Origin of the sequence: Micromonospora sp. NPDC049366, from assembly GCF_044466625.1 — a bacterium.
In the GTDB taxonomy this organism is placed as follows: Bacteria; Actinomycetota; Actinomycetes; order Mycobacteriales; family Micromonosporaceae; genus Micromonospora.
Genome location: NZ_JBITMV010000026.1, coordinates 20131 through 32242, shown reverse-complemented (window position 1 = coordinate 32242; position 12112 = coordinate 20131). Strand labels below are relative to the sequence as shown.

General features: G+C 73.6%; 12 protein-coding genes. 9 read left to right on the top strand and 3 right to left on the bottom strand.

All coding sequences use genetic code 11. The features are described from left to right. Positions 1 to 187 precede the first annotated feature (187 nt). A complete protein-coding gene (locus ACIBTV_RS28815) occupies positions 188 to 871 on the top strand; it encodes a S1 family peptidase (RefSeq protein ID WP_396709909.1) in 684 nt (227 codons plus the stop codon). A 23-nt stretch (positions 872 to 894) separates the two neighbouring features. Beyond that, positions 895 to 1461 carry a YbjQ family protein gene (locus tag ACIBTV_RS28810; protein ID WP_396709907.1) on the top strand — a complete coding sequence of 189 codons (567 nt, stop codon included), beginning with the start codon at positions 895 to 897 and terminating at the stop codon, positions 1459 to 1461. 32 nt (positions 1462 to 1493) lie between these two features. Here the strand turns inward: ACIBTV_RS28810 and purB are convergent, their stop codons facing one another. After that, positions 1494 to 2915 (bottom strand): adenylosuccinate lyase, encoded by a 1422-nt coding sequence (gene purB / locus ACIBTV_RS28805; RefSeq protein WP_396709905.1) that lies wholly within the window; start codon positions 2913 to 2915, stop codon positions 1494 to 1496. Positions 2916 to 3003: 88 nt separating this feature from the next. Continuing rightward, positions 3004 to 4296, bottom strand: a complete 1293-nt coding sequence (locus tag ACIBTV_RS28800; protein ID WP_396709904.1) for an acetyl-CoA C-acetyltransferase — start codon at positions 4294 to 4296, stop codon at positions 3004 to 3006. 54 nt (positions 4297 to 4350) lie between these two features. On the opposite strand from ACIBTV_RS28800, the gene ACIBTV_RS28795 reads away from it, so the two are divergent. The 7 genes from ACIBTV_RS28795 to ACIBTV_RS28765 all read left to right on the top strand — a co-directional run bounded on the left by ACIBTV_RS28795 (position 4351) and on the right by ACIBTV_RS28765 (position 11328). Continuing rightward, positions 4351 to 5706: a 3-oxoacyl-ACP reductase gene (locus ACIBTV_RS28795; protein ID WP_396709902.1), complete on the top strand. Its 1356-nt coding sequence runs from the start codon at positions 4351 to 4353 to the stop codon at positions 5704 to 5706. Further along, positions 5706 to 6671 (top strand): MaoC/PaaZ C-terminal domain-containing protein, encoded by a 966-nt coding sequence (locus ACIBTV_RS28790; RefSeq protein WP_396709982.1) that lies wholly within the window; start codon positions 5706 to 5708, stop codon positions 6669 to 6671. Before ACIBTV_RS28795 ends, ACIBTV_RS28790 begins: the two co-directional genes overlap by 1 nt. Positions 6672 to 6756: 85 nt before the next feature. Next, positions 6757 to 7509 (top strand): NUDIX domain-containing protein, encoded by a 753-nt coding sequence (locus ACIBTV_RS28785; RefSeq protein WP_396709980.1) that lies wholly within the window; start codon positions 6757 to 6759, stop codon positions 7507 to 7509. Further along, positions 7506 to 8456, top strand: coding sequence for a serine/threonine protein kinase (locus tag ACIBTV_RS28780; RefSeq protein WP_396709900.1), 951 nt, complete (start codon positions 7506 to 7508; stop codon positions 8454 to 8456). Before ACIBTV_RS28785 ends, ACIBTV_RS28780 begins: the two co-directional genes overlap by 4 nt. A 10-nt stretch (positions 8457 to 8466) precedes the next feature. Beyond that, positions 8467 to 9426 carry a hypothetical protein gene (locus tag ACIBTV_RS28775; protein ID WP_396709898.1) on the top strand — a complete coding sequence of 320 codons (960 nt, stop codon included), beginning with the start codon at positions 8467 to 8469 and terminating at the stop codon, positions 9424 to 9426. Then, entirely contained in the window at positions 9423 to 10682 is a 1260-nt protein-coding gene (locus ACIBTV_RS28770) for an adenylosuccinate synthetase (RefSeq protein WP_396709894.1), read from the top strand. Before ACIBTV_RS28775 ends, ACIBTV_RS28770 begins: the two co-directional genes overlap by 4 nt. Before the next feature lie 25 nt (positions 10683 to 10707). Beyond that, on the top strand, positions 10708 to 11328 hold the full coding sequence (locus tag ACIBTV_RS28765) for a DedA family protein (RefSeq protein WP_396709892.1): 621 nt from the start codon (positions 10708 to 10710) through the stop codon (positions 11326 to 11328). A 69-nt stretch (positions 11329 to 11397) separates the two neighbouring features. Here ACIBTV_RS28765 and ACIBTV_RS28760 read toward each other — a convergent pair whose 3' ends face one another. Beyond that, positions 11398 to 12036 (bottom strand): TetR/AcrR family transcriptional regulator, encoded by a 639-nt coding sequence (locus ACIBTV_RS28760; protein ID WP_396709890.1) that lies wholly within the window; start codon positions 12034 to 12036, stop codon positions 11398 to 11400. Between the last annotated feature and the right edge of the window lie 76 nt (positions 12037 to 12112).

Below are 12112 nucleotides of genomic sequence, written 5' to 3'. Positions count from 1 at the left end.
GCCATATACGGCGGCGAGGGTCGCCGAATCGTTACATAGGCGAATCTCGATCAGATCCTTGAAATCACCGGGGTCGACCCCTAGCGTACATCGACAGAACTCGATGATCCGGTGAAGGGTGATCCCCGCCACCGGCCACCCGCGCCCGGCGAACCCGGGTCCCCAGCGTCACAAGGAGACCAGCGACATGCGTATCCGTTCCCTGCTCGTGGCGATCAGCACCGCGCTGGTCGGCGTCGTCGGCGCCGCCTCGGGCGCCGCCGCCGCCCCCGCCGGCCCTCAGCCGATCATCGGCGGCGGCACCGTCTCGTCCGCCCCGTGGGCCGCCGCCGTCCTCAGCAACGGCTCGTTCACCTGCTCCGGCAGCGTCATCGCCCCGCAGTGGGTGCTCACCGCCCGCCACTGCATCAGCGGCAGCATGTCCGTGCGCGTCGGCAGCGTCAACCGCACCTCCGGCGGCGTCACCCGGACGGTCAGCGCCACCTACACCCGCTACGACCTGGCCCTGATGCGCCTGTCCAGCTCGGTGAGCACCTCGGCGGTGACGCTGGCCACCGCCAACCCGCCGATCGGCTCGACCAACTCGATCTACGGCTGGGGCATGACCTGCTACAGCGGCTGCTCCGCGTCGACCCAGCTCAAGACCGCCAACGTCCAGGTGACCAGCAACAGCGCCACCGACGCGTACGGCGGGCAGGCGATCCGGAGCACGCGGATCAACGGCAACGCCTGGCGGGGCGACTCGGGCGGCCCGCAGTTCTACAACGGCCGCCAGGTCGGCGTCGCCTCGACCGCCGACGGTTCGAGCATCCAGAACTACGGCAGCGTCGCGTACAACCGGGCCTGGATCACCTCAACGGCCGGTGTCTGACGGTTAGCGCCCAACCGGCGCGGATGGTCGGCGACGTGCCGGCCGTCCGCGCCGCGCCGTTTTTCAGCATCCGATCAGGTGAACAACGTTCGCGATCGGGTGGGGGCGACCCTGACAGCATCGGAAACGTGCTGGTCGTGACGACGGACCAACTGCCGGGCTACGAAATCCGCCAGATCCTTGGTGAGGTGGTGTCATCGATGGCCAGGACCCGTAACCCGTACCGCGAGGGGGTCAAGAACCTGCGCGGTGGCGCGTACGACCCGATGGCGCCGGACAACCTCACCCGGTGGCGTACGGACTCGGTGGCCCGCCTCGGCGAGGAGGCCCGCCGACTCGGCGCGAACGCGGTGATCGGGATGCGGTTCGACAGCCGGGACTGCGGCGAGATGTGGATGGAGATCTGCGCGTACGGGACGGCGGTGATCGTCGTACCCAAGGTGCCCGACGTCATGCCGCCCGACCAGCCGCTGGTCGCCGCGGAGACCGCCCACGACCCGGAGATCGCGTCGGCGCCCGGCGGCATCACCGAGCCCGCGAGCGCCCCCAACCTCTCCACCGCCGCCGAAACCCCCACCCGCGAGGCCTAACCGGCCCCGGTGCCCCCGGTGGGCGGGGGGGGTTAGAGGATGGGGGGTGGGGAGTAGGTGGCGGCCTCGGGGTGGGCTTCGACGATCTTGGTGATGCGGCGGGTGACCGCCTGGACCTGTGCCGAGGCGGCGCCGACGAAGGCGGCCCGGTCGGCGACCAGCTCGTCGATCTCGGCCCGGGTCAGGTTGAGGCGGCCGTCCCCGGCGAGCCGGTCGAAGAGGTCGTTCTCCAGGGCGCCCTTCTCGCGCATGCCCAGCGCCACGGCGACCGCGTGCTCCTTGATCACCTCGTGGGCGACCTCCCGGCCGACACCCCGCCGGACCGCCGCCACCAGGATCTTCGTCGTGGCCAGGAAGGGCAGGAAGCGCTCCAGCTCCCGGTTGATCACCGCCGGGTACGCCCCGAACTCCTCCAGCACGGTGAGGAAGGTCTGGAACAACCCGTCGGCGGCGAAGAAGGCGTCCGGCAGGGCCACCCGGCGCACCACCGAGCAGGAGACGTCGCCCTCGTTCCACTGGTCGCCGGCCAGCTCGCCGACCATCGACAGGTAACCCCGGATGATCACCGCGAAGCCGTTCACCCGCTCGCTGGACCGGGTGTTCATCTTGTGCGGCATCGCGCTGGACCCGACCTGACCGGGCTTGAAGCCCTCGGTCACCAGCTCCTGACCGACCATCAGCCGGATGGTCGTCGCCAGCGAGGACGGCGCCGCCGCGATCTGGGCCAGCGCAGAGAGCACGTCGAAGTCGAGCGAACGCGGGTAGACCTGTCCGACGCTGTCCAGCACCCGGGAGAAGCCGAGGTGCTCGGCCACCCGGCGCTCCAGTTCGGCCACCTTGTCGGCGTCGCCGTCGAAGAGGTCGAGCTGGTCGGCGGCGGTGCCGACCGGGCCCTTGATCCCGCGCAGCGGATAGCGGGCGATCAGGTCCTCCAGCCGCTCGTACGCGATGAGCAGCTCCTCCGCCGCCGAGGCGAAGCGCTTGCCCAGCGTGGTGGCCTGCGCGGCCACGTTGTGCGAGCGGCCGGTCATCACCAGGCCGGAGTACTCGTGCGCGTGCCAGGCCAGCCGGGCCAGCGTGGCGACCACCCGGTCCCGGATCAGCTCCAGCGACGCCCGGACCTGGAGCTGCTCGACGTTCTCGGTGAGGTCCCGGGAGGTCATCCCCTTGTGCACCTGCTCGTGCCCGGCGAGCGCGCTGAACTCCTCGATCCGGGCCTTCACGTCGTGCCGGGTGACCCGCTCCCGTGCCGCGATCGACGCCAGGTCGACGTCGTCGACGACCCGCTCGTACGCCTCGACAGCCCCGTCCGGGACCGGCACACCGAGGTCGCGCTGGGCGCGGAGCACGGCCAGCCAGAGCCGGCGTTCCATCCGGACCTTCTCCTCCGGCGACCAGAGGGCGACCAGCTCCGGGGAGGCGTAACGGTGGGCGAGCACGTTCGGGATCGTCACGCAGCTCAGTCTTCCACGCCGGGCCGCGCCGCCCCGAGGAGGACCGGGACGCGTGACCTTCCTCGTACCGTCGGCGGGCGCCGGCCGCTCAGCGCTCCAGGATCGCCGTCACGCCCTGCCCGCCGGCCGCGCAGATGGAGATCAGGCCGCGTCCGCCGCCCTTCTCGGCCAGCAGCTTCGCCAGCGTGGCGACGATGCGGCCGCCGGTGGCGGCGAACGGGTGCCCGGCGGCCAGGGAAGAGCCGTTGACGTTGAGCCGGTCCCGGTCGATCGCGCCGAGCGGGGCGTCCAGCCCGAGCCGGTCCTTGCAGAACTCCGGCGACTCCCACGCGGCGAGGGTGGCCAGCACCTGCGACGCGAACGCCTCGTGGATCTCGTAGTAGTCGAAGTCCTGCAGGGTCAGGCCGGCCCGGGCGAGCATCCGCGGCACCGCGTACGCGGGGGCCATGAGCAGCCCCTCGTCGCCGTGCACGAAGTCGACGGCGGCCGTCTCGGACCAGCTGAACCAGGCGAGCACGGGCAGGTTGTGCTCCCGGGCCCACTCCTCGGTCGCGAGCAGCACGGTCGACGCCCCGTCGGTGAGCGGCGAGGAGTTGCCGGCGGTCATGGTGGCCTGGTCGGCGTCCGCGCCGCGCGTGCCGAAGACCGGCTTCAGCGCGCCCAGCTTCTCCAGGCTGGTGTCGGGGCGCAGGTTCTGGTCCCGGGTCAGCCCCAGGTAGGGCGTCATCAGGTCGTCGAAGAAGCCCCGGTCGTAGGCGGCGGCCAGTCGCTGGTGCGAGCGCAGCGCCAGCTCGTCCTGCGAACGCCGGTCGATGTTCCAGGTCAGCGCGGTGCGGGCGGCGTGGTCGCCCATCGACAGCCCGGTGCGCGGCTCGGCGTTGCGCGGGATCTCCGGCTTGAAGGGCTGGAGCGGGCGCAGCTTCGCCGCGATCTTGAGCCGTTCGCCGAGCGTCCGGGCGCTGTTGAGCTTGATCAGGGTGCGGCGGAGGTCCTCGTTGACGGCGAGGGGCGCGTCGGAGGTGGTGTCCACACCACCGGCGATGCCGACGTCGATCTGCCCGAGGGCGATCTTGTTGGCGACCAGGATCGCCGCCTCCAGGCCGGTGCCGCAGGCCTGCTGGATGTCGTACGCGGGGGTGTGCGGGTCGAGCCGGGAGCCGAGCACCACCTCACGGGTGAGGTTGAAGTCCCGGGAGTGCTTGAGCACCGCGCCGGCGACGACCTCGCCGACCCGCTGGCCGGCCAGCCCGTAGCGGGCCACCAGCCCGTCCAACGCGGCACCGAGCATGTCGGCGTTCGACGCGCTCGCGTAGCGCGAGTTGGAGCGGGCGAAGGGGATGCGGTTGCCGCCGATGACCGCGACCCGCCGAATGCTCTGCACGATCCGCCTCCTCAACAGTGTTGCCGCTACCCTACTCGCCAGTAGGCTACGCCCATGACCGACAGGTACGCGAGCTTCGTCCAATCGGGGGCCGGTCGCGCGCTGGTCAAGCGCCTCGGGCTGCCCGACCCGCCGCGACTGCGCCGGCACCGCCCCGGCGACCCGCTCCTGCCCGGGCCCGCCCTGCTCGGCGCGGCCACCGGCGGCCGCCTCGTCGAGCCGGTCGGCAAGCTGCTGACCGCCGCCGGGGTCGAGCTGCGCGAGCCCGGCGCCGTCGCCCCGACGGACCGCTTCGGCGCCCTGGTGTACGACGCCACCGGCATCACCGACTCGACCGGGCTGCGGCAGCTGTACGACTTCTTCCACCCGGCGGCCCGGTCGCTGACCCCGAGCGGCCGGGTGATCGTGCTGGGCACCCCGCCGGGCGAGTGCGCCGACCCTCGGGAGGCCACCGCCCAGCGGGCCCTGGAGGGGCTGACCCGCAGCATCGGCAAGGAGTTCGGCCGGGGCGTCACCGCCCAACTGGTCCACGTCACCGCCGACGGTGACGCCGGCACGCTCACCAGCCTCGAAGCCACCCTCCGCTTCCTGCTCTCCGGCCGGTCGGCGTACGTCTCCGGGCAGGTCGTCCGAATCGGCGCCGGTTCGGCGACGGTGCCGGCCGACTGGGACCGGCCGCTCGACGGGCAGGTCGTCCTGGTCACCGGCGCGGCTCGGGGCATCGGCGCGGCGCTGGCCCGGGTGCTCGCCCGCGACGGCGCCCGGGTCGTGGCGCTGGACGTTCCGGCGGCCGGCGACGCGCTCGCCGACGTCGCCAACGAGATCGGCGGGACCGCCGTCCAGCTCGATCTGACCGCGCCGGACGCACCGACCCGGCTCGCCGAGCACCTCGCCACCCGCCACGGCCGGGTCGACGTGGTCGTGCACAACGCCGGGATCACCCGGGACAAGACGCTCGGCCGGATGGACGCCGACCGGTGGGACCAGGTGATCGACGTGAACCTCAGCAGTCAGGAGCGGATCAACGACGAGCTGCTGGCCCGCGAGCTGATCCCGGCCGGTGGCCGGCTCGTCTCGGTCTCCTCGATCGCCGGGATCGCCGGCAACCGGGGCCAGACCAACTACGCCACCAGCAAGGCCGGCGTGATCGGCCTGGTCGACTCGCTCGCCCCCGCCCTGCGCGGACGTGGGATCAGCGTCAACGCGGTCGCACCCGGCTTCATCGAGACGAGGCTGACCGCCCGGATCCCGCTGGTGATCCGGGAGGCGGGACGCCGCATGAACAGCATGGCCCAGGGCGGGCTGCCGGTGGACGTCGCCGAGACCATCGGCTGGCTCGCCTGGCCGGCCAGCGGCGCGGTCAGCGGCAATGTCGTCCGGGTCTGCGGCCAGAGTCTGCTGGGGGCGTGATGGACGCGACATCCGCCGCCGGCTCCGCGCCTGAGCCGACCACCCCCGCGTCCTCCCCGGCCGGCGCCGCGCCGGAGTCGAGCACCCCCGCGTCGCAGCGGGCCACCGGCCGGGCGGCCGTCGAGCTGCCCCGGCTGCCCGCCGCCGGCGCGCTCTACCGGCGGGCCCTGCTCGGGGCGCTGCCCGGCCTCGGCGGCCGACGCGCGGCGGAGGTGCCGGCGGTGGAGTTGGGCGTCACCGGGGTGCCGGTGGACCCCGCCCACCTGGCCGACTACGACCGCGTCTGCGGGTTCCGCCTGGCCGACCGGCTGCCGGCGACGTACCTGCACGTGCTCGGGTTCCCGCTGTCACTGCGGCTGATGACGGCCGCCGCCTTCCCCATCCCGCTGACCGGTGTGGTGCATGTGGCGAACCGGATCACCGTGCGCCGGCCGGTCCGGGTGGGCGAGACCGTCGACTTCCGCACGTACGCGGAGAACCTGCGTCCGCACGAGCGGGGCCGGCAGCTCGACGTGGTGCTGGTCGCCGCGGTCGGCGGCGAGGAGGTCTGGCGGGGTGTGTCGACGTACCTCGGGAAGGAGCGCACGGCGGGTGGCCCGCGGCGCGACCGGGGTGACCGCCCGGCGCCACCGGCCTCGTCGGCGCAGTGGCGGGTGACGCCGCGGGTGGGTACGGACTACGCACGGGTCTCCGGCGACCACAACCCGATCCACACCTCGAGGCTGAGCGCGCGGCTGTTCGGCTTCCCGCGCCCGATCGCGCACGGCATGTGGAGCAAGGCCCGCTGCCTGGCCGCGCTAGAGAGCCGGCTGCCGGAGGCGTACACGGTCGACGTGTCGTTCAAGCTGCCGGTGCCGCTGCCGTCCACGGTGGCCTTCAGCGCGTCCGCGACCGGCACGAGCTGGGATTTCGCGCTGCACAGCGCCCGGGACGGGAGACCGCATCTGGTGGGCACCGTGCGCTGAGGCGAAGGCGGGGCTTGCCGCCCCCACTTTCGTACGTTAAGTTGTTCTCAGATTGAGTTGTTCTCAAGCTGAGAGAGTGAGCGCCGTGAACGAGCAGGACTTCCTCGCCGGGTACGACCCCCGGGACTACCCGGCGGTCGCGGTCACCGTCGACGTGGTCGCGCTGACCATCCGGGAGAGCGCGCTGCACCTGCTGCTGATCCGCCGGGGCGCGCCACCGTTCGCGGGCCACTGGGCGCTACCGGGCGGCTTCGTCCAGCCCGACGAGGACCTGACCACCGGTGCCCGACGCGAGCTGGCCGAGGAGACCGGGCTCGGCGGCGAGCGGCTGCGACGGGTGCACCTCGAACAGCTCGGCAGCTACGGCGCGCCCGACCGCGACCCGCGCATGCGGGTGGTCTCCGTCGCCCACCTGGCATTCGCCCCCGACCTGCCCGACCCGGTCGCCGACACCGACGCCGACGACGCCGTCTGGTTGCCGGTCACCGCGCTGACCAGCCGGCAGCTCGCCTTCGACCACGGCCGGATCATCGACGACGGGCTGGAGCGTGCCCGGTCCAAGCTGGAATACACCCCCCTGGCCACCCGGTTCCTCGCCCCCGAGTTCACGATCACCGAGCTGCGGGCGGTCTACGAGACGGTCTGGGGCCACCCGCTGCACGCCGGCAACTTCCACCGCAAGGTGCTCTCGGTGCCGGGCTTCGTCGAGAGCACCGGCGCCAGCACCGAACGCGGCGGCGCGCGCGGCGGCCCCCGGGCCAAGCTCTACCGCGCCGGCGACGCCCACCTGCTGCACCCGGCCCTGCTGCGCCCCGCGCGGGAGGAGACGGTGCGATGAGAACGGAGGAGGCCATCCGGCTGGTCGCGGCCGCGCGCACCGACGCCGACCTGTTCGGCACCGACGCGCCGGCCCGCCGCTACCGCGAGCTGGTCGGCGCGCTGCACCCCGACCGGTTGGGCGCGGCCGATCCCCGGGTACGCGCCGCCGCCAGCGACGCGCTGACCACGGTCACCACCCGCTGGCGCGGCACCGCCGCCCCCGCCCCCGTGCACCTCGGCGACGTCGCCGACCTGCACGACCACGGGGACGGGCGGCTGCTGAAGGTGCCCCGGCAGCCCGGCGACAACGACCTGATGGCCCGCGAGGCGCGCGCGCTACGCCGGATCGCCGAGCACGGCGATCCGCGCCACCTGGCGTACGTGCCCCGGCTGATCGACTCCTACCCGGTGCGTGACCCGGCGACCGGCGCGGAACGGCTGGTCAACGAGCTGGCCACCGTGCCCGGGCTGCGCAGCCTGGCGGAGGTGCGCCGCGCGTACCCGACCGGGGTGGACCCGCGCGACGCGGCCTGGATGTGGCGACGGCTGCTGGTCGCGCTCGGCCTGGCCCACCGGGCCGGGGTCGTGCACGGCGCGGTGCTCCCCCGGCACGTGCTGATCGAGCCGGACGCGCACGGCCTGGTGCTGGTCGACTGGTGCTTCTCCACCGAGCCGGGCGGGCTCGTGCCGGCGCTGGTGCCCGGCCAGGAGGACTTCTACCCGCCGGAGGTCGTCGGGAAGCGACCCTGCGGCCCCGGCACCGACATCGCGTTGGCCGCCCGCTGCATGACCTGGCTGATGGCCACCCGCGTGCCGCCCGAGCTGCGGGCCTTCGCGGCCGGCTGCCAGGGCCCCGCGCTCTCCGCCCGACCGGACGACGCGTGGCGGCTACTGCGCGAACTCGACGAGGTGCTCGACCGGCTGTACGGGCCGCGCACCTTCCGACCCTTCACCCTCAACCCGTAGGGAGGCTGCCATGGGCAGTGGAATCTGGTCCACCGACGTGTACGACGCCGCCGACCGCTACCGGCGCAAGACCGGCAAGCGCGCGTTCTCCTACAGCGACAGCGGGGCGCGGACCGTGCACCCGGCGCTCGACCCGCGCGGCGCGGCCCGGGAGAGCCGCGACTCCGCCGAGCACCCGCAGTCGACGCCGATCGCGGTGCTCTTCGACGTCACCGGCTCGATGGGGCACGTGCCCCGGGTGCTGCAGAGCAAGCTGCCGCAGCTGCTCGGACTGCTGCTCCGCCAGGGGTACGCCCGTGACCCGCAGGTCATGTTCGGTGCCATCGGCGACGCCACCTGCGACCGGGTGCCGTTGCAGATCGGGCAGTTCGAGTCCGACAACCGGATGGACGACGACCTCGGCCGGATCGTGCTGGAGGGCGGCGGTGGCGGTCAGATGACCGAGTCGTACGAGCTGGCGCTCTACTTCATGGCCCGGCACACGGTCACCGACAGCTGGTCCAAGCGTGGCCGGCGCGGCTACCTGTTCATCATCGGCGACGAGCTGGCGTACCCCCGGGTGAAGGCGACGGAGGTGGCCCGGCTCATCGGCGACGACCTGGCCGAGGACGTGCCGGTCCGGCAGATCGTGGACGAGGTGACCGCGCGCTGGGACACCTACTACCTGCTCCCCGCCGGCAGCCACTATGCGGGCAACCGCAAGGTGCTCGACTTCTGGCGTGACCTGCTCGGGCAGAACGCGGTCGAGCTGGACGACCTGGACGCGGTCTGCGAGACGATCGCGCTCACCGTCGGGCTCGGCGAGCAGGCCATCGACCTGGACACCGGCCTGCGCGACCTGGACCGGGCCGGCTCCACGGCCACCGGGACGGTCTCGAAGGCGCTCGCCCGGCTGGACTCCGGCCGGCGCGCGGTGGCGACGCTGCCGTTCACCCCGACCGGCGGCGGAAGCGGGGTCACCCGGCTGTGAACCACGTGATGGTGGTCGACCTCGGCTACGGCGACGCCGGCAAGGGCACCGTGGTGGACCTGCTCTGCGCCACCCGGCCGGTGCGCACGGTGGTCCGTTTCAACGGGGGCGCGCAGGCGGCGCACAACGTCGTCCTGCGCGACGGGCGGCACCACACGTTCGCGCAGTTCGGCGCCGGGACGTTCCGCCCCGGTGTGCGTACGCACCTGGCGCGGCACGTGGTGGTGGACCCGCTGGCGCTGGCCGCCGAGGCCGACCACCTCGCGGCGGTCGGGGTGCCCGACGCGCTCGACCGGCTGACCGTGGACGGGGAGGCCCTGCTGGCCACCCCGTACCACCGGGCCGCCAACCGGGCCCGGGAGATCGCCCGGGGAGCCGACCGGCACGGCTCCTGCGGGCTCGGGGTGGGCGAGGCGGTCGCGTACGGGCTCGCCCACCCCGACGAGGCGCCCCGGGTGGCGGACTGCCGCCGCCCGGCGGTGCTGCGCCGCCGGCTCACCGCGCTGCGTGACCGGCTCACCGCCGAGCTGGGGCCGCTGGACGCGCCGCCGGTGGCGGACTGTCTGCCGGCGTACGCGGCCTTCGCCGAGCGGGTGGCGATCGTCGATCGGAGCTGGCTGGCGAGTGCGCTGCGCGAGGGCACCTGTGTCTTCGAGGGCGCGCAGGGGGTGCTGCTGGACGAGTGGCACGGCTTCCACCCGTACACCACGTGGAGCACCACGACCTTCGCCAACGCCGAGGCGCTGCTCGCCGAGGCGGGCCTGGCCGGCACCGCCCAGCGCCTCGGGGTGCTGCGGGTGACGACGACCCGCCACGGCCCCGGGCCGCTGGTCACCGAGGACCCGGCGCTGCCGTTCAACGATCCGCACAACCCGACGAACCCCTGGCAGGGCCGGTTCCGGTTCGGGCACTTCGACGCGGTCGCCCACCGGTACGCGCTGGACGTGGCCGGCGGCGTGGACGGGTTGGCGCTGACCCACCTCGACCTGGCGGGCACCGACCTGCGGATCTGCCGCCGCTACGAAGGGCTGGACCGGCTCACCCCCGGACCGGCCGGGGACCTGGACCGGCAGGCCGCGCTCACCGCCCGGCTGCTGCGCGACCGCCCGGTGCTCGACGAGGCGCCCACCGACTGGCCGGCGACCGTCGAGGACGCGCTCGGCGTGCCGGTGCTGCTCACCTCGCACGGCCCGACCGCGGAGGCGAAGGCGGGGCCCCTGGCCAGCGCCTTTTGTCCGCGAAGGGCCCCCGTCTGACACCGCGCCCGCCCAGCATGGAGGCATGGACGCCGTGATCGACCTGCTGCGGGACACCGTCATGTCGCCATGGGTGTACCTGGTGCTGATCGGCGCCACCGCGATCGACGCGTTCTTTCCGGCGATCCCGAGCGAGGCCGCGGTGATCACGGCGGCCGTGCTCTCCTCCTTCGGCGGGCACCCCAACCTGGTCGGGGTGATCCTGTCCGCGGCGGTCGGCGCGCTGCTCGGGGACCACATCTCGTACGCCATCGGACGTGCCGGCGGCGCGGGGCGGCTGGCCCGCCTGCCCGAACGGAGTCGACGGCGGACCGGTTCGGAGTGGGCCCGCCGAGCGGTCCAACGCAGGGGCGGCCTGATCCTGACCACCTCCCGCTACATTCCGGGCGGACGGACGGCGGTGACCCTCACCATGGGCGCGGTCCGCTATCCCCGGCGCAACTTCCTGTTGTTCGACGCGATCGCGGCGCTCACCTGGGGGCTCTACTGCGGTCTGCTCGGCTACTTCGGCGGGCTCGCGTTCGAGCGCGACCCGATCAAGGGCGTGCTGACCGGGCTGGGGCTGGCCGTCGCGGTGACCCTGGGTCTGGAGTTCGTCCGGGAGCTGCGCCGCCGCGCCCACCGCAGGGCGGCCCGCCGCGAGTGACCGGTCGGTGGCGGCGGTTCGGCGCGCGGAGGACCGCGGACTCCCGGCGGTCGCCCTCGACGCGGCGGGTCAGCTCGCGGGTGGGCGCCAGGTGACGCCGCGGAGCAGCTGGTCGGCGCCGAGCCAGGCCACGTTCATCATCCGGGTGGCGGTCTTCTCGGGGTCGGCCTCGGGGTGGTCGGCGAGCCAGTCGGCGAGGGACTCACTGGCGCCGACCAGGGCGTACGCGACCACCTCCAGATCGGTGGCGGCGACCTCGCGCCCCTTCGCGCGCAGCGCGTGGTCGAGCACGCCGGCGACCACCTCGACGAGCCGCGCCCGCATGGCGGCCAGCTCACCGGCGAACGGCTGCTCGCCCCGGGCCTGCCGGTAGAGCACCGCCCAGCCGTCCCGGTGAGCCCCGACGAATCCGAAGAACGCCCGTAGCCCCCGCCACAGCCGCTCGTCGGCGGGCAGGTCAGGGGCGGCCGCCCCGGCGATGGCCTGCGTCATCCGGGTGCCCTCCCGGTGCAGGCAGGCGACGAAGAGCTCCTCCTTGGTGCCCAGGTAGGCGTAGACCATGGGCTTGGAGATGCCGGCGTCCTCGGCGATCTCGTCCATGCTGGCCCCGTGGAACCCGCGCCGGGAGAAGACCTTGACGGCCGCGTCGAGCATCTGCTGCTCGCGGACGGCCCGGGGCAGGCGCTTGAAGGTGGGCGTACTGGACACCTTGCGAGCATACCTACTCGTGCGTAAGGTTACGCCAGAGTAACCAGATTGGCCCCGCCCGAGAGGTGTATCCCCC

Bases quoted from the DNA above. Each gene is read 5' to 3' on its own strand.
- ACIBTV_RS28810 (WP_396709907.1), top strand. From the start codon at position 895: ATGGTCGGCGACGTGCCGGCCGTCCGCGCCGCGCCGTTTTTCAGCATC.
- ACIBTV_RS28790 (WP_396709982.1), top strand. From the start codon at position 5,706: ATGGACGCGACATCCGCCGCCGGCTCCGCGCCTGAGCCGACCACCCCC.
- ACIBTV_RS28795 (WP_396709902.1), top strand. From the start codon at position 4,351: ATGACCGACAGGTACGCGAGCTTCGTCCAATCGGGGGCCGGTCGCGCG.
- ACIBTV_RS28775 (WP_396709898.1), top strand. From the start codon at position 8,467: ATGGGCAGTGGAATCTGGTCCACCGACGTGTACGACGCCGCCGACCGC.
- ACIBTV_RS28765 (WP_396709892.1), top strand. From the start codon at position 10,708: ATGGACGCCGTGATCGACCTGCTGCGGGACACCGTCATGTCGCCATGG.
- ACIBTV_RS28780 (WP_396709900.1), top strand. From the start codon at position 7,506: ATGAGAACGGAGGAGGCCATCCGGCTGGTCGCGGCCGCGCGCACCGAC.
- ACIBTV_RS28815 (WP_396709909.1), top strand. From the start codon at position 188: ATGCGTATCCGTTCCCTGCTCGTGGCGATCAGCACCGCGCTGGTCGGC.